The sequence below is a fragment of the Microbispora hainanensis genome, assembly GCF_036186745.1.
Classification (GTDB): domain Bacteria; phylum Actinomycetota; class Actinomycetes; order Streptosporangiales; family Streptosporangiaceae; genus Microbispora.
In genome coordinates this window covers 8,566,584-8,584,626 of sequence record NZ_CP108086.1, presented here as the reverse complement: position 1 = coordinate 8,584,626, position 18,043 = coordinate 8,566,584, and the positions used below count along the sequence as shown (strand labels likewise).

Annotated in this window: 16 protein-coding genes and 1 pseudogene; 2 read left to right on the top strand and 15 right to left on the bottom strand. The window is 72.5% G+C overall.

Annotation, left to right across the window (positions count from 1 at the left end):
* Nucleotides 1-208: 208 nt before the first annotated feature.
* From OHB01_RS38855 to OHB01_RS38840, 4 genes are read right to left on the bottom strand one after another with little or no spacing between them, the layout of a single operon-like run.
* On the bottom strand, nucleotides 209-3,043 hold the full coding sequence (locus tag OHB01_RS38855) for a CHAT domain-containing tetratricopeptide repeat protein (protein ID WP_328854710.1): 2,835 nt from the start codon (nucleotides 3,041-3,043) through the stop codon (nucleotides 209-211).
* The gene (locus OHB01_RS38850) at nucleotides 3,040-3,573 is read right to left on the bottom strand and encodes a hypothetical protein (protein ID WP_328854709.1); all 534 of its coding nucleotides are present in this window, start codon (nucleotides 3,571-3,573) and stop codon (nucleotides 3,040-3,042) included. The genes OHB01_RS38855 and OHB01_RS38850 overlap by 4 nt, the downstream gene beginning before the upstream one ends.
* Nucleotides 3,570-4,097: an RNA polymerase sigma factor gene (locus OHB01_RS38845; protein WP_142645697.1), complete on the bottom strand. Its 528-nt coding sequence runs from the start codon at nucleotides 4,095-4,097 to the stop codon at nucleotides 3,570-3,572. The genes OHB01_RS38850 and OHB01_RS38845 overlap by 4 nt, the downstream gene beginning before the upstream one ends.
* Before the next feature lie 45 nt (nucleotides 4,098-4,142).
* Complete coding sequence (locus OHB01_RS38840; RefSeq protein ID WP_147942858.1) at nucleotides 4,143-5,162, bottom strand: S8 family peptidase; 1,020 nt, start codon at nucleotides 5,160-5,162, stop codon at nucleotides 4,143-4,145.
* A gap of 192 nt (nucleotides 5,163-5,354) precedes the next feature.
* Between OHB01_RS38840 and OHB01_RS38835 the strand changes: the two genes are divergently transcribed.
* Nucleotides 5,355-5,852: a DUF3145 domain-containing protein gene (locus tag OHB01_RS38835; protein ID WP_179155579.1), complete on the top strand. Its 498-nt coding sequence runs from the start codon at nucleotides 5,355-5,357 to the stop codon at nucleotides 5,850-5,852.
* A 223-nt stretch (nucleotides 5,853-6,075) separates the two neighbouring features.
* Here the strand turns inward: OHB01_RS38835 and OHB01_RS38830 are convergent.
* The 11 genes and pseudogenes from OHB01_RS38830 to OHB01_RS38780 form a co-directional block, all read right to left on the bottom strand.
* Nucleotides 6,076-6,255: pseudogene (locus tag OHB01_RS38830) on the bottom strand (aldo/keto reductase); the annotation flags it as partial.
* A gap of 172 nt (nucleotides 6,256-6,427) precedes the next feature.
* Nucleotides 6,428-7,849 (bottom strand): acyl-CoA carboxylase subunit beta, encoded by a 1,422-nt coding sequence (locus OHB01_RS38825; RefSeq protein ID WP_142645695.1) that lies wholly within the window; start codon nucleotides 7,847-7,849, stop codon nucleotides 6,428-6,430.
* Between the two features lie 15 nt (nucleotides 7,850-7,864).
* A complete protein-coding gene (fabF, locus tag OHB01_RS38820; RefSeq protein WP_328854708.1) occupies nucleotides 7,865-9,097 on the bottom strand; it encodes a beta-ketoacyl-ACP synthase II in 1,233 nt (410 codons plus the stop codon).
* Between the two features lie 99 nt (nucleotides 9,098-9,196).
* Nucleotides 9,197-9,436 (bottom strand): acyl carrier protein, encoded by a 240-nt coding sequence (locus OHB01_RS38815; protein WP_030505676.1) that lies wholly within the window; start codon nucleotides 9,434-9,436, stop codon nucleotides 9,197-9,199.
* Nucleotides 9,437-9,515: 79 nt separating this feature from the next.
* A complete protein-coding gene (locus tag OHB01_RS38810; RefSeq protein WP_142645693.1) occupies nucleotides 9,516-10,472 on the bottom strand; it encodes a beta-ketoacyl-ACP synthase III in 957 nt (318 codons plus the stop codon).
* The gene (locus OHB01_RS38805; protein ID WP_142645692.1) at nucleotides 10,469-11,365 is read right to left on the bottom strand and encodes an ACP S-malonyltransferase; all 897 of its coding nucleotides are present in this window, start codon (nucleotides 11,363-11,365) and stop codon (nucleotides 10,469-10,471) included. Before OHB01_RS38805 ends, OHB01_RS38810 begins: the two co-directional genes overlap by 4 nt.
* 117 nt (nucleotides 11,366-11,482) lie before the next feature.
* The gene (locus OHB01_RS38800; protein ID WP_142645865.1) at nucleotides 11,483-12,685 is read right to left on the bottom strand and encodes a PucR family transcriptional regulator; all 1,203 of its coding nucleotides are present in this window, start codon (nucleotides 12,683-12,685) and stop codon (nucleotides 11,483-11,485) included.
* A gap of 256 nt (nucleotides 12,686-12,941) precedes the next feature.
* Nucleotides 12,942-14,591, bottom strand: coding sequence for a DUF2079 domain-containing protein (locus OHB01_RS38795; protein ID WP_168065659.1), 1,650 nt, complete (start codon nucleotides 14,589-14,591; stop codon nucleotides 12,942-12,944).
* 151 nt (nucleotides 14,592-14,742) lie between these two features.
* Nucleotides 14,743-15,186: a DUF350 domain-containing protein gene (locus OHB01_RS38790; RefSeq protein WP_142645690.1), complete on the bottom strand. Its 444-nt coding sequence runs from the start codon at nucleotides 15,184-15,186 to the stop codon at nucleotides 14,743-14,745.
* 14 nt (nucleotides 15,187-15,200) lie between these two features.
* Nucleotides 15,201-16,364: a glutathionylspermidine synthase family protein gene (locus OHB01_RS38785; RefSeq protein WP_142645689.1), complete on the bottom strand. Its 1,164-nt coding sequence runs from the start codon at nucleotides 16,362-16,364 to the stop codon at nucleotides 15,201-15,203.
* 12 nt (nucleotides 16,365-16,376) lie between these two features.
* The gene (locus OHB01_RS38780) at nucleotides 16,377-16,778 is read right to left on the bottom strand and encodes a hypothetical protein (protein ID WP_142645864.1); all 402 of its coding nucleotides are present in this window, start codon (nucleotides 16,776-16,778) and stop codon (nucleotides 16,377-16,379) included.
* A gap of 205 nt (nucleotides 16,779-16,983) precedes the next feature.
* On the opposite strand from OHB01_RS38780, the gene OHB01_RS38775 reads away from it, so the two are divergent.
* The gene (locus OHB01_RS38775; protein ID WP_221889864.1) at nucleotides 16,984-18,000 is read left to right on the top strand and encodes a PHP domain-containing protein; all 1,017 of its coding nucleotides are present in this window, start codon (nucleotides 16,984-16,986) and stop codon (nucleotides 17,998-18,000) included.
* The last annotated feature ends 43 nt before the right edge of the window (nucleotides 18,001-18,043 follow it).

The following is an 18,043-nucleotide window of genomic DNA, read 5'->3' as shown; positions in this document are numbered from 1 at the left end:
CGTCCCGGAGCTTGGCTCGCGCGCTTGGTTCCGCTGCTCGCCTGGCTGCTCGGCTTCATTGCTGGATCCTGATGCGCGTCCTGGAGCTTCGCTCGCATGGTCGGCTGCGATGTTTGGCTTCGGTGCCGGATACTGGCGATCGTCCCGGAGCCAGCTCATGACGCCTGACTCCGGCACTGGGTCCTGATGCTGGTCCGGTGGCGGGCCGTCAGCTCGTGGCGAGGGGTTCGTCGCCGGCGCCGAAGCAGACGAAGCCTGGCACTGCCGTCTTCTCGGCGGCCTGGGCGAGCGCCTCGGCGGGGGAGCGGCCCTCGGCCAGCAGCGTGTGGAAGAGCGTCATGAGCGTTCGCGCCTCGTCGTCGCGCACCGGCACGACACCGGCCACCACGCACGCGGCGTCCCCGTTGCGGGCGGCGCTGTCGAGGAAGGCGCCGGCGAGGCCCAGCGCCGCGCCGTCCACCGGGGCGTGGGCCATCCCCGCGTCGCAGGCCGACAGCACGACGAGACGCGGGATCCGCCGCGCGGTCAGCAGGTCGTAGGCCATGAGCGGCCCGTCGTCGAGCGTGATCTGCGACAGCATGGGCCCGCGCGGGCTGAACATCCCGTGCGCGGCGATGTGGAGCACGTCGGCCTGCTCGATCGCGCGGAGCACCTCCGCCCTGGTCGCGCCGATGCGCCGCCCTCGAGTGTGCGCGGCGGCGACCATGTCGGCCTCGGCCTCGGCGTGATCGAGCCCCGGCCCCGCGAGCGACAGCACCAGAGGGGCTCCGGCCGGACCTCGGCGTGAGGCGAGCCACGCGGTGGCATCGGCGGTCACCGACACCGGCCTGCCGCGTAGCGAGGGAAGCAGCGGCCAGGGCAGCGTGTACAACGCTCCGGTGGGCACGATCGTCACCGGGCTGCCGGGCGGGCTCCCCGCCAACGACAGGGTGCCTGGACCGGACAGGAGAACGTGGTCGAGCGCGCACAGCTCCCCTGCGAGTCCCTCGCCCACTGACATGGGAAAAGCATCCACGCCGCCCGGCGCATCCCGCAGAGTGCTGCGCCCGTAGTCAAGCGGAGCGTCGGGTGGGGTGTCGCGCCTGGGGCCGGGCGGGGTGTTGCGCCCGGGGCGGGGCAGGGTGTCGAGCAGGGCACGGCGGCGCAGGCCATACCTGATGCGCACGGTCGCCTCCACTGCCGCCTGGTAGCTGCCGAGGAACCGCAGCGTGCATCCCCCTGAGCCGGCCGTGACGGCGAACAGGTCGTCGCCGCGCCGTACGAGCTCCACGAGCAGCCCGGATCCGGCGGGCGGGTCGCCGTGCGGCCCGGACCCGGTCGGCATAAAGCCGTGCAACCTGGACCCGGTCGGCATGCTGCCGTGTAGCAGCGGCGCGGGAACCGGGGCGCCGCGCACGACCGCCCGCCACCGTTCGGCCCATTCGAGCACGGTTCGGGCATCGCCCGTCCGTCGGGCCCGGTCGAGGGCGATCTCCAGGCCGAGCGCGGCAAGGTCCTCGGCCGGCCGTGCCGCGTGCACCCGCAGCTCCGCGTCCCGCGCCGCGTCACGGTCGCGCGGACCGGCCGCGTCACCGATGGGACCTGCCGCGTCACCATGCGGACCGGCGGTGTCGCCGTGCGGACCGGCCTGGTCATCGAGTGGACCGGCGTCGCCGGGGGAGTGCACGGCCTCGATTCCTCGGGCCGCGGCAATCAGGGCCTGATCGAGGTCCCCGTCCAACCGATGCCGCATCGCCACCGCGTGCCAGCGTACGAGCGGGCGGGTGGCGGTGGCGGCGTGGTCGAGCTGGGCGCGGGCCTGCGTGATCGCGCCCAGCCGTACGGCCGCCGCCGCGGCGGTGAGCCGCAGCGCGGCCGAGGCAGCAGGCCATCCGCACACCGCGAGCTCGCCGGCGCAGGCGACCAGATCGGTGACCAGGCTCTCGGCGTCCGACGCCTCGTGCGCGGGTGCGTCCGGTGGTGCGGGTGTCTCCGCGAGGCGGGCGCGCAGGACGACCTCCCTGGCCAGGGGCAGCCAGGCCGTCCTGCCCTGGGCGTCCAGCTCCGCGAGCGCCGTACGCGCCGTCGCCGCGGCCAGCGTGGCGTCCCCGGCGAGGAGCGCGGCCTGGGCGAGCAGCAGCCGTGCGCCGGGCACCGCCGCCTGCGCCCCGGCCGCCACCAGTTCGGGGACGGCCTGTTCGAGCAGCGTGCGTGCCTCACCGGGCAGGCGCGCGGCCAGCAGCGCTTCGGCGAAGTCCGTGCGCATCACCGCGAGCCGTTCAGGAAAGCCGAAGAGGGTCGCCTCGGCCGCCCGGTATCGCGCGAAGGCGGCGGCGATGTCGCCGCGCCGGGCCGCCACGAACGGCAGATTGCCCTCCGCCAGCATCGCGATGTGGTCCAGGCCGGCCGACCTCGCAAGCCGGGCGCACTCCGCGAGATCGGCCTCGGCCTCGGCATACCGCTCACGGTAGGCGTGCGCGAGGCCGCGGTTGAGCAGCCCGCCCGCCCTGAAGTGGGCGTCGTCGCCCAGCAGGCCGATCGCCCGGTCGCAGTGCCGTACGGCCTCCTCGTGCCGTCCCAGCAGGATCAGGGCGACCGACCGCTGCACGCCGAGCCTCGCGAGGTCCGCTCCCGAGAGGTCCCGTTCGGCGAGGTCGGCGAGGCGCAGCCCGCCCTCGGGGTCGCCGAGCTGGGCCCGCACGGTGACGAGCGACATCCGGGCCTGCGCCACCCGGCGTGGAAACCCGCGCCCCGCCGTGATCGCCTCCTCCAGCCGCTCTCCGGCGAGCTCGAGGTCGCCCAGCTCGCGGGCCGCCAGCGCGGTCGCGCGCAGCGCCACCGACGCCGCCTCGCCGTACGCGCCCGCGGGTCCCGGCCACCCGGCCAGGTCCAGTACGGCTCTCGCCTCCACGAGGGCCAGCCGGGGGTCGGTCGCGGAGAGCCGTACGGCAGCCTCGGCCCTGCCGAGCAAATCGACGCCGTGCGGATCGATGGCGTGCGGATCGATGGCGTGCGGATCGACGCCGTGCGGATCTACGTCCAGCGAGTCCCCGGGCGGAGTCATGGGTGCACGTGGATCCAGCGGGTGAAGACGGGCGGGTGGCCGGGCCGGTGGCAGACGACGCTGACCCAGCCAGGCGGCAGGCCGGCCACCGCGAAGTGGCCGCTGCCGGAGGGCGTACGGACCTTGGCGATGTGCGGCGTCCGCACTTCGACCGTGGCATCCGGCCCGGGGGCGGGGGACACCTGACCGGCCACCTCCATACGCCCTCCGGTGACGGTCGTCTCGACGTCGATGACCAGGCCATCGGCACTGAACCGGCGGACACCGGCCTGCGCGGTCCCGGGCCGCGTCGTCTCGCCCTGTGCCGTCTCGGGCTGCGCGCGTTCGGCCTGTGCGTGTTCGTCTTGTGCCGTTCCGGCATCGGCGGCGAAGCGAGCCCCCTGCGGCACGGGAAGGTCGACCGGCCCGGCGGGCACGCCTCCGGGCACCCGCAGGCCGAAGACCGCGCGGGCGGCGGCCGACACGCCTTCCGGCACCGGGTCGGCGCCCGCTCCCATGCGCAGGGCCGCCAGCAGGTATTCCTCCCTCACGATGCGTCCTCCTCTTCCACAAGAGCGCGCAGGCGGGCCATGCATCGGGCCCGGGTGGGGCCGATGCTGCCGATCGGCAGGTTCAGACGGACCGCTATCTGGGCGTACCGCGCCTCGGGGTGGAGCACGTAGAGGCGGATGAGCGACCGGCACGGCTCACCGAGCAGGTCGAGCCTGCGCCACACCTGCCTGCCGAAGTCGGCGTCCACCACCGCAGCGGTCGGGTCGGGCAGTGCCGTGTCGGGCACGTCCAGGTCGGAGACCACCTCCCCGCGTGCCCTGCGGCTGAGCCGGGCGGCCTCGTGCCGGGTCGTGGTGACGAGCCAGGCGCCGATCCGTTCGGGGTCGCGGATCGTGTCCGCGCTCTCCACGAGCCGGAGCCATGCACCCTGTACGGCGTCGGCCGCGTCGGCGGTGCTCAGCCCGAACGCCCGGGCGACCGCCCACATCCTGCCGTCGAATCGGGCGACCAGGTCCTCCCAGGCGGCCTGGTCGATGGTGGCGAAGGAGTTGTCTGTCGTCATCCGTCACTCTGCGCGCTCGGGGGAAAGCGTATGGTGACGAGAACCTTACCGATCCCCGCTCGTCACGACCACCCCGAGATCCGCGACCCGCCTGTCGCCGTCGAGCAGGCGGCGTACGGCCTCCGCCGGCGGCACCTTCCGGCACAGGCGGGCGAGCGCGCCGGTGACGACGGCGGCGGCGAACGAGGTGCCGCTCCAGGTGGCGTAGCCGTGGAAGTCGCCGAACTCGAGGAAGCTGCTCGTCAGCCCGACACCCGGGGCCCAGACGTCCACCCATGGGCCGTACGCGGAGAACTCGGCCCTGTTGTCGCCGTCGAGTGCGCCGACCGCGACCACGCCGGGCAGTGCCGCGGGCCAGAAGGGACGCGACGACGCGGTGTTGCCCGCGCACGCGACGACGGCGGGGAAGCCCGCGAGCGCCTCGGCCAGCCCGAGGGGCGGCGCGTCGTCGAAGGTGTGCCCGCCGAAGGAGAGGTTCACCACGTCGGTCCGGCCGTCGCGCAGCACGGCGAGCGCCCGCAGCAGCGCCGCCTGGTCGCTGACGCCGTCGCTGTCGAGGAGGCGGAGGACGCGCAGCCGTACGCCGGGCGCGTGCCGCAGGATCAGCCCGGCCACGAACGTGCCGTGTCCCGCCTGCCGGTCGCGCACGCCGTCGCCGTCCGCGTCGGGCGTCTCGGCGATGTCGTCGTCGTACCACCGTGCCATCCAGGGGTGCGGCGCCAGGCCGGTGTCGAGGACCGCGGCGACGACCTCGCCCGGCTCACCCGGCTCGTACGGCGGGGCCGCCGCGGGTGCGGGCGGCCCGCCGGGCCCGCCGAAGAACAGCGGCTGGCCGGAAAGGACATGGTTGGGGGAGGCGGCGTGCCCGCGGTCGCGGAGCGTGGCCGTCAGGTCGATCACGTCGGTGCCCGGCGGCAGCCGTACGCGGTGGACCCGGCCGGTGCCCGGAAGGGGCTCGGAGGCCAGTGCCCACCGGGAGACGGCGGTGGGAGAGGAGGTCAGGAGTTCGTCGGGCCGGATCAGGGCGGGCCGTCCGGGGAGGGGTTCGACGAGCCGGCTGCGCATGGGAAAGCCTTTCCGTATTGATTACGGAGCGTGTCCTTCCCGAATTGGTTGGTCGCCAAGCACCAATCGGTATGACCCCCCTCTGGTGCCAGGCTGCAACGGACGGTAGTCTCTCCTACAGTCATCCAACCGTGATCATTCCAAGTATGAGGCCGTTGGGGAAGGCGCACCTCATGCGAATTGGGAGGTCCGGTGGCTGCTGCTCGTGGCGTCCTGTACGTCCACTCGGCTCAGCCTGCGCTGTGCCCGCACATCGAGTGGGCCGTCGCAGGCGTTCTTGGCGTACCCGTCGACCTGACGTGGACCGCCCAGCCCGCCGCGCCCGGGACCCTGCGGGCCCAGGCGGAGTGGGAGGGGCGTCCCGGCACGGCGGCGGCGATCACGTCCTCACTCATGGGCTGGCAGCGCATCCGGTTCGAGATAACCGAGGACGCTTCACCGGGTGTCGACGGCTCCCGGCACGCCTACACGCCGACGCTCGGCGCGTTCACGGCGGTCGTCGGCGCGAACGGGGACATCCTGATCCCCGAAGACCGCCTGCGCAACGTGATGCTGATGGCCGCCCAGGGCCGGGTCGTCCTGGAAGAGGAGCTCGACCGCCTGCTCGGCAAGCAGTGGGACGAGGAACTGGAGTCGTTCCGCTACGCGGGCGAGGGCGCGCCGGTGCGCTGGCTGCACGCGGCCGTCTGATCCTGTGCCACCGCGGTCTCAGCCCTGCGCCGCGGTGGCCTGAATCCTGCGCCGCGGTGGTCTGTTTTGCGCGGATCGTGATAACAACGCGCGGGTGCGCCTTATGAAAACCACATAGAAAGCCGCCTTTTTCGCAGATATACCGGGACTCATCCACGTCCGCACCCCCCGACGCGGACCCGAGGAGGAGCCCATGAGCGTTCTCGCCCGGCGGCTGGTCGTTGGCCACATGCGGGCCGTAGGAGTCGCTGGTGTCGATGTGGGTGACGCCGAGTTCCACGGCCCGGCGTAGCACGGCGAGCGCGGTGGCGTGGTCACGCGGCGGGCCCTACACCCCCGGGCCGGGCAGTTGCATCGCCCCATACCCGAGCCGCCGGCCGGCCGGCCCGTCACCCAGTCGCAGGACGCCGCCGGCGAGGCCGTGAGAACCAGCGGAATCGTCAAGTAGCGGATATCCGCCGCGAGAGAACGCGAAAGCGCCGGTCCCCGCGTTCAGGGACCGGCGCTTCCGGTGCGTCGTCCGAAAGGCGTCCTCAGATAGGCGCCGCCAGAGGGGCGTCGTCAGAGGGGCGTCGTCAGAGGGGGATGTTGCCGTGGGCGCCCCGGGCCGGGGTGGCCTGGGCGAGCACCCGGGCGATCATGCCGCGCGTCTTGGCCGGCTCGATCACCTCGTCGATCACGCCGAGGTCGAGGGCGCGCTGGAGGCCGCCCGCCGTCTTCTCGTGCTCCTCGGCCAGCCGGGCCTCGAGCGCGGAGCGCTCCTCCTCGGGAGCGGCGGCCAGCTCGCGCCGCTTGAGGATGCGCACCGCGGCGACCGCGCCCATGACCGCCACCTGGATGTCCGGCCAGGCGAACACCCGGGTCGCGCCGAGCGAGCGGGAGTTCATCGCGATGTAGGCCCCGCCGTACGCCTTGCGGGTGATGAGCGTGATGCGGGGCACGGACGCCTCGGCGAACGCGTGCAGCAGCTTCGCGCCGCGCCGTACGATCCCGTCGTGCTCCTGGCCGACCCCGGGGAGGTAGCCGGGCACGTCCACGAGCACCACCAGCGGCACCCCGAAGGCATCGCACATCCGGACGAACCGGGCGGCCTTCTCCGCGGAGGCGGAGTCGAGGCAGCCGCCGAGCCGCATGGGGTTGTTGGCGATGACGCCGACCGTGCGGCCGCCGAGGCGGCCCAGGGTGGTGACGATGTTCGGCGCCCACTTGGGGTGCAGCTCCACGCCGGGCTCGTCGAGCAGCCCCTTGACCAGCGGGTGCACGTCGTACGCGCGGCGGGGGTTGTCGGGGAGCAGGGTGCCGAAGTCGACCTCGTCCACGTCGTCGCGCACCCGGCCCTGGTGGCCGAGCAGTACGGCGAGCTGGCGGGCCCGCAGCATCGCCTCGGGCTCGTCCTTGGTGACGACGTGGACGACGCCGCTGCGCTTGCTGTGCGGCTCCGGACCGCCGAGGGAGGCCATGTCGGTCTCCTCGCCGGTCACGCTGCGCACGACGTCCGGACCGGTGACGAAGATGCGGCCGCTGTCGGCGAGGATCACGATGTCGGTCAGGGCGGGGCCGTACGCGCCGCCGCCGGCCACCGGGCCGACCACGACGGAGATCTGGGGGACCAGGCCCGACGCCTTGGTCATGGCGGCGAAGACCCGGCCGACCGCGTGCAGGGACTCGGCACCCTCGGCGAGGCGGGCGCCGCCGGAGTGCCAGAGGCCGATGATCGGCACCCGCTCCCGCACGGCCACGTCGTAGGCGTGGACGATGTGCTCACAGCCCTCCGCGCCCATGGCGCCGCCCTGGACCCGGGCGTCGCTGCAGAACGCGACGACCGGCACGCCTTCGACGCGCCCGGACACCGCCAGCACGCCGCTCTTGTCCTCGGGGGTGATCGGCCGGATCGAGCCCTCGTCGAGCAGGTGGCCCAGGCGCACCAGGGGGTCACGGGGGTCGACGGCGGCGGCGTCGGCGGCGTCGGCCACCGTTCTGCTGTCCAGCACTGTCATTCGAGACTCCCTATGTCAAACCGTCGTGAAGGCCACGGCGACGTTGTGTCCGCCGAACCCGAAGGAGTTGTTGACCGCGGCGATCTGCCCCTCGGGGAGGTCACGCGGCTTGGCGCGCACGATGTCCACGTCGACGCCCTCGTCGAGGTCGTCCAGGTTGATCGTGGGCGGCACCACGCGCTCGGCCAGCGCCTTGATCGTGAACACCGACTCGATGCCGCCGGCGCCGCCGAGCAGGTGCCCGGTCATCGACTTCGTCGACGTGACGAGGGGATGCGATCCGATCGACTTCTGGATGGCCTGCGCCTCGATGACGTCGCCCGCGGGAGTGGAGGTGGCGTGCGCGTTGACGTGAAGGATGTCGCGGCCGGTCAGGTCCGCGTCGGTCAGGGCCTGGGTCATCGCCATCATGACGCCGCGGCCCTCGGGTTCCGGCTGGGTGATGTGGTGCGAGTCGGCGGACATGCCCAGGCCGGCCGCCACCGCGTAGATGCGGGCGCCGCGGGCCACCGCGTGCTCGTACGACTCCAGCACGACCAGGCCGGCGCCCTCGCCGAGGACGAAGCCGTCACGGCCCCGGTCCCAGGGGCGGGAGGCCCGCTCGGGCTCGTCGTTCCTCGTGGACATGGCCCGGGCCGCCGCGAAGGCCGCCATGTTCAGCGGGTGGATCGCGGCCTCCGTGCCGCCGGCGACCACGACGTCAGCCCGGCCCCTGCGGATCATCTCCATGGCGTAGCCGATGGCCTCGGCGCCGGACGCGCAGGCGGAGACGGTGGCGTGGACCCCGGCCATGGCGCCGAGCTCCAGGCCCACCCAGGCCGCCGGGCCGTTCGGCATGAGCATCGGAACGGTGAACGGCGACAGCCGCTGCCAGCCCTTCTCCTTGAAGGTGTCGTAGGCCGACAGCGTGGTGCCGATGCCGCCGATGCCGCTGGACACGCAGACGCCGAGCCGCTCGGAGGGAACCTCGGGGGCCCCCGCGTCCTGCCATGCCTGGCGGGCGGCGATCAGCGCGAACTGCTCACTGCGGTCGAGCCTGCGGGCCTCCGGCCGCGGCAGGACCTCGGCCGGATCGACGGCCGCGGTGCCGGCGAACTTCACCGGAACGGAGTCGACCCAGTCCTCGGTGAGCGGGCGGATGCCCGACCGCCCCTCGAGGAGCGCCGACCAGGTCGATGCGACGTCTCCACCGAGGGGCGTCGTCGCGCCGAGCCCGGTGACTACGACACGTACCCGGTCCTTACTCACTTGTCTGCACTCCTCTTGGTATCGGGGCGTGAAAGGGGGCCGGACGCGCCCTGTCGCCTCGCGGGAGGCGGGGCGGGCACGCCCGTGCGGCCGTGGAACTCAGGCCTGGATGAAGCTGATGACGTCCTTGACGGTCTTGAGGTTCTTGAGCTGGTCGTCGGGGATCTCGACGCCGAACTCGTCCTGGGCCGCGACGGCGATCTCGACCATGGAGAGCGAGTCGATGTCCAGGTCGTCCACGAAGCTCTTCTCCGGGGTGACCTCGTCGGCCGAAATGCCGGTGATCTCGTTGATGATCTTGCCGAGGCCCGCGAGGATCTCCTGCTCGGTCAGTGCCATGTCGCGATTACTCCTTGGATTTGCTGTCTTCCGGTTTCCTGGGTTGCCCCAGCTCTGTACGGCAGGCCGTACAAGTTCCTCAGGGGATCTCGATCACCTGGGAGGCGTAGGTGAGGCCGGCGCCGAAGCCCAGCAGCAGCGCCAGACCGCCCGACTGGACCTCGCCGCGCTCGATCATGCGCGAGAGCGCGAGCGGAATCGACGCGGCGGAGGTGTTGCCGGCGAGCACGATGTCCCTGGCGACGACGGCGTTGTCGGCGCCCAGCTTGCGCGCGATGGACTCGACGATCCGCAGGTTCGCCTGGTGGGGGACGAAGGCGGCCAGGTCGGAGGGGTCCACGCCCGCACGTTCGCAGGCGAGCCTGGCCACCGGGTGAAGCGCGGTGGTGGCCCAGCGGAACACCGTCTGGCCTTCCTGATAGAGGTAGGACCGGCGGTCCTTGACCTGGATGGCCTCGGCCTTGTCACCGGCGCTGCCCCAGGCCACCGGGCCGATGCCGGGCCGGTCGGAGGGGCCCACGACCGCGGCGCCCGCGCCGTCGGCGAAGATCACGGCGGTCGAACGGTCTTCGCTGTCGACCCACTGGCTGAGCTTCTCGCTGCCGACCACCAGCACGTTGGTCGCCGAACCCGACCGCACCGCGTCGGACGCGGCGGCCAGCGCGTAGCAGAAGCCGGCGCAGGCGGCGTTGATGTCGAAGGCGCCGGGGGCGGTGATGCCGAGCCGGTGGGCGACGCGGCCGGCGGCGTTGGGGATGGGGGCCTCGATCGTGCAGGTCGCCACGATCACCAGGTCGATGTCGTCGCTGGACAGGCCGCTGGCCGCGAGGGCCTTGCCACCCGCCTGCACGGCGAGGTCGATCTCGGACTCCTCCGGGCCCGCCACACGGCGTTCCTTGATGCCGACGCGGCTCTGGATCCACTCGTCGTTGGTGTCGAGCCGGGCGGCGAGATCGTCGTTGGTCACGACGTTGGCGGGCTGATAGCCACCGAACGCCAGGATCCTCGCCGCGGGGGCGCCTTGGCCGAGCTTCACTGCAGCACCTCCCGGGCGGTGTCCAGGTTGTCAGGGGTCTTGAGCGCCACGGTCTTCACTCCGGGCAGGGCCCGCCGGGCCAGGCCGGTCAGCGTGCCGCCGGGCAGCAGCTCGATCATGGCGGTGACGCCGCGCTCGGCCATCGTCGCCATGCAGGCGTCCCACCGGACCGGGCTGGCCACCTGGTTCACCAGCCGGTCGAGGAACTCGGCACCGCCGGAGACGGCCGCGCCGTCGGAGTTGGACAGCAGCGTGACCGACGGGTCCGCGGGGGTCAGCGCCGCGGCCTCGGTGCGCAGGTGGTCGACGGCGGGGGCCATGTGGACGGTGTGGAAGGCTCCGGCGACCGCCAGGGGGCGCACCCGCGCCTTCTCCGGCGGCTCGGCCGCGAAGGCCTCCAGCTGCGCCAGCGTGCCGCCCGCGACGATCTGGCCCGCGCCGTTCATGTTGGCGGGGGTCAGTCCGTGCTTGGAGATGGCGGCGAGGACGTCCTCCTCCGCGCCGCCGAGCACCGCGGTCATGCCGGTCTCGGTGACGGCGGCGGCCTTGGCCATCGCCCGGCCGCGCTCGCGCACCAGGGCGAGGGCCTGTTCGGGGGTCAGCACCCCGGCGATCGCGGCCGCGGCGAGCTCGCCGACGCTGTGTCCCGCGACCACGTCGGGCCTGATCCCGAGCGTCTCGAACGACGCCAGGGCGGCGGCCACGAGCAGGGGCTGGGCCACGGCGGTGTCGCGGATCTCATCGGCGCCCGCGGTCGTCCCGTACGCCACGAGGTCGAGCTCCACGATCTCCGACCACGCGGAGATCCGGTCGCGGAACTCGGGTATCTCGAGCCACGGACTGAGGAATCCTGGGGTTTGGGCGCCTTGGCCCGGAGCGACGATGACGAGCACGTACTCAACCCTGCCCTGTAGAGGTTCACCACACTGATGGAGATCCGAACGAACTTTGCCGCTGCCGTGTTGTGGGGTACCTACAGTTTCGGTGTCGAGCAGATTAAGGCACCCGGCTCAGGTTACGGACAGACGCCCGAGTATGAGACCCACCTGGAGGGTGAATGCGGACCGCCCCTCCGTGGGCTGATACCCGGTCAGTTCCGTGATCTTACGTAGACGGTATCGCACGGTGTTCGGATGGACGAACAGCAGCCTGGCCGTCGCCTCAAGCGAGGTCCCCTGCTCCAGGTAGGTCGCGAGCGTGTCGAGCAGCGGGGTCCCGGCGAGCGGTTTGTAGACGTTCTCCACAAGCTGGGCGCGGGCGTCCTCGTCGCCGTCCAGCGCGCGCTCGGCGAGCAGGTCCTCGGCGAGCACCGGGCGCGGGGCGTCGGGCCACCCGGCGGCGGCACGCAGGCCCGCGATGGCGGCGCGGGCCGACCTGGCCGCCGCGTGCAGGTCGGGCACCTCTGGCCCGATCACGACGGGCCCGGGGCCGAAGCGCGCCACCACGCCGCGCGCCGCGTCCTTGACGCCGTCCGCGCCGCCGACGATGACGATGAGCCGGTCGCCCTGCACCCCGGCGAGCAGCTCGTGGCCGAGACGGCGCCCCTTGTCGCGCAGGCCGTCGATGACGCTCTGCGGGTCCTCGTCCGGGGCGTACCCGGCGAAGACGACGACCGGCGCGGAGGTCCAGCCGAGCGCGGCGGCCCACGAGTGCAGCCCGTCGTCGACCTGGCCGCGCACCAGCGCGTCCACGATCAGCGCCTCAAGCCGCGCGTCCCACGAGCCGCGCGCCTCGGCCTCCCTGGCGTACACCTGGGCGGCGGCGAAGGCGACGTCGCGGGTGTAGCGCAGCATCGCGTGCCGCAGCAGCTCCGCGCCGCCGGGCGCGGCCAGCTCCTCGACCTGGGCCTCGACGACCTCGACGACGATGCGGACGAGATCGACCGTCTGCTGGAGCGACACGCTGCGCTTGAGCTCGCGCGGCGCGGTGCCGAAGAACTCGATGCTCGGCGTCGGCCGCCCCTCGCCCGCGTGGCCGAACCACTCGACGAACGCCGCGATCCCGGCCTGCGCCACCAGGCCGACCCACGACCTGTCCTCGGCCGACAGCGCGCGATACCAGGCCAGCCGCTCCTCCATGCGGGCCATCGCGGCCGTTCCGAGGCTGCCCATGGCGCGGTCGAGCCGCCGCGCCGTGTCCTCCCGGATCCTGTCGTCCTCCCGGATTTTGTCGTCCTCGCGGATCCTGTCGTCGTCCCGGACGCCGTCGCTCATCGGCACACCGTCTCCGGCCGTCCGGACGACGTCGTCGTTCTGCCCGTCCGTACGCATCTGCCCGCCGTTCCACGCGCCCCGCTCGCTCACGCCCTCTAGCGTGCCAGGTCATCGCATTGATCGTGCCGTACGGGTGTGTGGGCGGCGTCACCGCAGGTCGGAGCGGCGGGCCGCGGGCTCAGGAGCCGACGCGGCCCAGCGGTCTCGGGCGCCGACGCGGTGCGGCGGTCTCGGGCGCCGATGCGGCGCGGCGGCCTCAGGAGCCGATGCGGTGCAGGACGACGATGTCCTGGCGGTCGAAGCGCAGCTCGTAGCCCTCGGTCAGGTAGCTGTCCACCACGCCGCGCAGGTCGTTGTTGACGGAGGCCACGATCCAGGGCGTGCCCCGCTTCTGGTAGTCCCACCACAGCACGGTCGCCCGGCCGGACAGCCGCGCGCCGAAGTCGTCGCTCGCCTCCACCACCGTGCCTTCGGGGACCATGCTGATGGCCTGCTCCCTGGCCTCCGTACGGGGATCGGGCTGGTAGAAGTCCGGGCTCATCAGGTTGTCGAACGGCCGGTAGGGGACCGTGGTGACCGCGACCGCGAAGACCGCGGCGGCGTAGGCCAGCCGCAGGCCGTGCCCGGGGCGCGGCACCCCGCGCCGCTCCAGCCACCGGATGAGCCGGGCGGCGCCGTCCACCCCGGCCATCAGCAGGACCATGATCACGAACGCGTCGTAATGCCAGCCGGTCGACCACCAGTTGTCGGAGTCGGCGAGCAGCCGTTCGAGGATCAGCGGCAGCGCAGCCAGGAACAGCGGGGACAGCAGGCACAGGAACAGCGCCGGCCACAGCAGCAGGCCCCAGGTGTCCCACTTCGAGTGGTCGTCGAAGAGCATGCCCACGAACTGGAGCGGGTGCGTGACGGCGCTCCACAGCATCTGCGGCAGGTCATCGCCGAGCTTGGAGTAGCGCGTGTAGTAGGCCGGGTTGCCGCCCGCCAGCGGAATCAGGAACTTGCGTACGACCTCGAACACGGCCACGCCGGTGAAGACCAGCCCGGTCCCGAGCCTGCGCTGCCCGGTGAAGAACAGCCAGACGCCGAGGCCCGCCACCATGAGGCCCAGGTCCTCCTTGGTGAGCAGGAGGCCGGCCACCGCGAGCAGCCCCGGCAGCCGCCGCCCGGCGTGCAGCCGCTCGACGGCGATCGCGCTCAGCAGAGGCACGAAGGCCACCTCGTGGAACTCCACCGCCGTCGCCTGCGCGATCGGCCAGGAGATGGCGTACGCCACGGAGACGAGGTAGGCGTGCGGCGTGCCCAGCACGCGGCGGGTGAACTTCCACAGGAACGGGATGGCCAGGGCGAACAGCACGGCCTGCGCGACGAGCAGCGTCTCGGGCCCGTCGTGCAGCCAGTAGAACGGCGCCAGCACGGCCAGGATCGGCGAGAAGTGGTCGGCGAGCTGGATGTAGTCCATGCCGAAGCCGCCGGTGACCCCGCGCAGCGGCACGGTGGGCGCCGAGAAGTGCGAGTATCCGCGCACCGCCTCGTCGAAGATGACCAGGTCGTAGGTGGCCACCTGGAAGTGGGCGAGCCTGAGCAGCGAGAGGGTGCAGTTGAGGGCCGTCGACAGCGCGCAGAGCACGGACAGCGCGATCAGGTGCCGGTTGGACCGCAGGATCCCCGCGGACGGGCCTTGCGGGTCCGCCTCGCCGTCCGGCCGCTCCTGCGGCTCGGCGGTGGCCGTGGCGTCGGGGGTCTCCGCGGGCTCTGTCTCGCCTGCCGCCCGGGTGCCTGCGGCGTCTCCGGGCTCCGCGACGGCCGTTCCGTCCACGGCGGCTGCCTCCAGGGTGTCGTCGGGGTCGCTGCTTTTCCGGGGCGGCTCCTCCGCCGGTCGCCCGGACGCCGTGGTCCCCGTGAACACGAGGAGGAGAGTAGGCCCTACGGGCAGGAACGGTCTATACGGGCGCATCTCCGGAAACTCGCTGCCGCGGCGTACGGCGCTCCCACCTGGGGCTCCTCACGCGCGCCCATGAATCTTTCATGGGCGCGGGGCCGGAGGTCGCCGGCGCCGGTCAGATGACGGCGACGGCCGTGATGAGGCCGATGAAGAAGTGCGTCACGCCGAGGAGGACGGCGGCGGGCTGCAGCGTCGTTTCCTGGACGAGTTCACGCACCGAGATGCCGGCGACCTTGTCGAAGGCCACCATGCCGAGCGTCTGCACGGCGATGCCCACCAGGCCGAACACGAGCGTCGCGAGCAGCCCTTCCTGCAGCGCGCCGCCCGACGACCAGATGGAGGCCGCCACGACGAGCCCAACGCCGGCGACGCTGGAGGCGGCCAGCATCGTGGCGTTGGGATTGCGGTCGGTGCGGATGACCTTGCTGAGCCGCCCGGGCGTCGCCAGGTCGATGACGTAGAACCCGGCGACGAGCAGCAGCACGCCCAGGATGGCGTACGCGAGGATCGCCAGGGCGCCGTGCGCGAGCACGTCGCCGATGGAGGTTGTGGTGTTCACGGGGGCCTTCGCTTTCAGCCGTGGATGCGGTGGGGGACGAAAGAGGACGTGTCGTCGGTGACGAGGCCGGCGGTCTCCCGGATGCCGACTCCGGCCGACTCGTCGTCGACGACCCACGCCCCGAGCACCGGACGCCAGCCGTCGAAGTCCGGCAGCGGCAGGAACTCCTGGTAGACGAAGCCCTCTGTGCCGTAGTCGCCCTCGGTCTCCACCTCGACGCCCGGTGCGGAGATCCGCATCGAGGCGCCCTCGCGGCCGAGCAGCGGCTTGCGTACGTAGCCGGGCCCACCGGCCAGCTCACGGGGACCGTCGAGGTAGGCGGGCAGCAGGTTCGGGTGGCCCGGATAGAGCTCCCAAAGGATCGCCAGCAGGGCCTTGTTGGACAGCAGCATCTTCCACAGCGGCTCGATCCACGTCATCGAGACCTGCTGGGCGAGCGCGTGCGGCGCGAACGGCTCGGCGACGATCCACTCCCAGGGATACAGCTTGCACAGCGTGCGGACGACCCGGTGCTCCATGTCGACGAACCTGTGGTTGAGCGCGTCCCAGCCGATGTCCTCCATGGCGATCGCCGCAGTGACCAGCCCGGCCTGCTCCGCGGTCTCCTGGAGGTAGCCGATGGTCATCGCCTCCTCGCCCGTCTCGTCGGCGCTGGTCCACGCGAAGTGGGCCGGGCCGGTCTGGAGCGTGAGCGACTTCCAGCGGTCGACCAGGCGCTCGTGGATCGAGTTCCACTGGTCGTCTTCCGGATAGACGTCCTTCAGCCAGAACCACTGCACGACGGAGCTCTCGACCAGGCTCGTCGGGGTGTCGGCGTTGTATTCCAGCAGCTTGGCCGGGCCCGTGCCGTCGTACCGCAGGTCGAACCGGCCGAAGACGTGCGGGTCGCGCCGCCGCCACGACTCCGCGACGGCCGCGCGGCAGTGCGGGGGGATGCCGAGGTCGGCGAACCGGCCGGAGGTCACGATGTGGTCGGCCGCCGCCAGGCACATCCGGTGCAGCTCCTCGACCTGCTCCTCCAGCGCCAGGACCTCGTCCATCGTGAAGACGTAGTGGACGCTCTCGTCCCAGTAGGGCCGGGTGAGGCCCTCGGGGTGGGCGGAGCGGTGGAACGCGAGCCCCTGCGACTCGACGAGGGCGGCCCAGTCCTCCCTGGGCGCCGAGCTCAGCCTGCGCACGTGCCGGCCCGCTCAGCCGCCGCCGCCGAAGTGGAAGCCGAAGCCGCCCCGCTGCACGATCCGCCCCGACCGGGTCGTGATGTGGGCGTCGGCCGGCCGTACGGTCGTGCCGCGGTAGACCCGGCTGCCGTTCCGGATGCCGCCGTAGTACCAGCGGTACGCGCCGTGCGAGCCGTAGTAGTGGCTGCGGCCGCCGTCGTCGTCGCAGTAGTCGTCGTCCACGACGAGGTAGGAACCGTCGAGGTTGAGCGTCGAGGTGTCCACGCAGTCGGCGCCGACCTCCTCGTAGTCCTCCTGCGCCGCGCAGAAGCCGACGACGAGGACGGACAGCACGCCCAGGGTGCCGAGCTTGATCGCCGTGGAGGACTTGATGCCGCCGGAGGGCGGCGGTGTCCCCGGCGGCTGCGCGCTCATGGCCATGGGATGGGTCGGCAAGGAGCCGCCGGGTGGCGTCGTGGGTGGGGGGCTCTCCCCGGGCTCTGCCAATCGGGCTCCTGCTGTCGAGATCGGCACACATTATCGTCTGGTTGGACGAACGGGACAGGCAGGTGCCGGGTTCCTGATGCGTCTGTTATCTCCGGCCCGGCTGAGGCTCCGTACGCCGGGTAGCGTGCCGGTTGTGGACCCCGTCGAGGCGCTCAAGCGCATCGCCTTCCTGCTCGAACGGGCCGGCGAGCCGACCTACCGCGTGCGCGCCTTCCGCGGCGCCGCCGCCGCGATCGAGGGCCTGCCCCGGGAGGAGCTCGTACGGCTCGCGCGCACCGGCGGCCTGACCGGCATGCGGGGCATCGGCAAGGTGACGGCCCTGGCCATCACGGAGGCGCTGGACGGCGCCGTGCCGACCTACCTGCGGCGGCTTGAGGACACCAAGGACGTCGACCTGGACGAGGCCGCGCAGGCGCTGCGGTCGGCGCTGCGCGGCGACTTCCACAGCCACTCCGACTGGTCGGACGGCGGATCGCCGATCGAGGAGATGGCCGACGCCGCCCGCGCGCTCGGTCACGAATACCTGGCGCTGACCGACCACTCACCCCGGCTGACCATCGCGAACGGTCTGTCCGCCGACCGGCTGCGGCGTCAGCTCGACGTCGTCGCCGAGCTCAACGAGCGGTACGCGGGGGAGGGCGGCCCGCCGTTCCGGATCCTGACCGGCATCGAGGTGGACATCAACGCCGACGGCTCGCTCGACCAGGAGCCGGAGCTGCTCGGACGGCTCGACGTCGTGGTGGCGAGCGTCCACTCGCTGCTGCGGATGGAGGCCGCGGACATGACCCGGCGGATGGTCACGGCGGTGGCCGACCCCGACGTGGACGTCCTCGGGCACTGCACCGGCCGCGTCGTACGCGGACGCGGGCGGCCTGAGTCGCGGTTCGACGCCGAGGTCGTCTTCGAGGCGTGCCGGAGGTTCGGCGTCGCGGTGGAGATCAACTCCAGGCCCGACCGGCTCGACCCGCCCAAGCGCCTGATGCGGCTGGCGTACGAGATGGGCTGCGAGTTCGCGATCGACTCCGACGCGCACGCGCCCGGCCAGCTCGACTGGCAGCGGTTCGGGTGCGAGCGCGCCGCCCTGTGCGGGATACCGCCCGAACGCATCCGTAACACCCGGTCCTGGGAGGTTGTCGCAGGCATGGGGTGATGGTGCTGTGGCGTCCGAGTGAGGTGTGTTGTGCGGGTTTGGC

Coding starts and splice junctions, on each gene's coding strand:
- OHB01_RS38855 (WP_328854710.1), bottom strand. CDS start 3,043: ATGACTCCGCCCGGGGACTCGCTGGACGTAGATCCGCACGGCGTCGAT.
- OHB01_RS38845 (WP_142645697.1), bottom strand. CDS start 4,097: ATGACGACAGACAACTCCTTCGCCACCATCGACCAGGCCGCCTGGGAG.
- OHB01_RS38840 (WP_147942858.1), bottom strand. CDS start 5,162: ATGCGCAGCCGGCTCGTCGAACCCCTCCCCGGACGGCCCGCCCTGATC.
- OHB01_RS38825 (WP_142645695.1), bottom strand. CDS start 7,849: ATGACAGTGCTGGACAGCAGAACGGTGGCCGACGCCGCCGACGCCGCC.
- OHB01_RS38815 (WP_030505676.1), bottom strand. CDS start 9,436: ATGGCACTGACCGAGCAGGAGATCCTCGCGGGCCTCGGCAAGATCATC.
- OHB01_RS38800 (WP_142645865.1), bottom strand. CDS start 12,685: ATGAGCGACGGCGTCCGGGACGACGACAGGATCCGCGAGGACGACAAA.
- OHB01_RS38780 (WP_142645864.1), bottom strand. CDS start 16,778: ATGAGCGCGCAGCCGCCGGGGACACCGCCGCCCTCCGGCGGCATCAAG.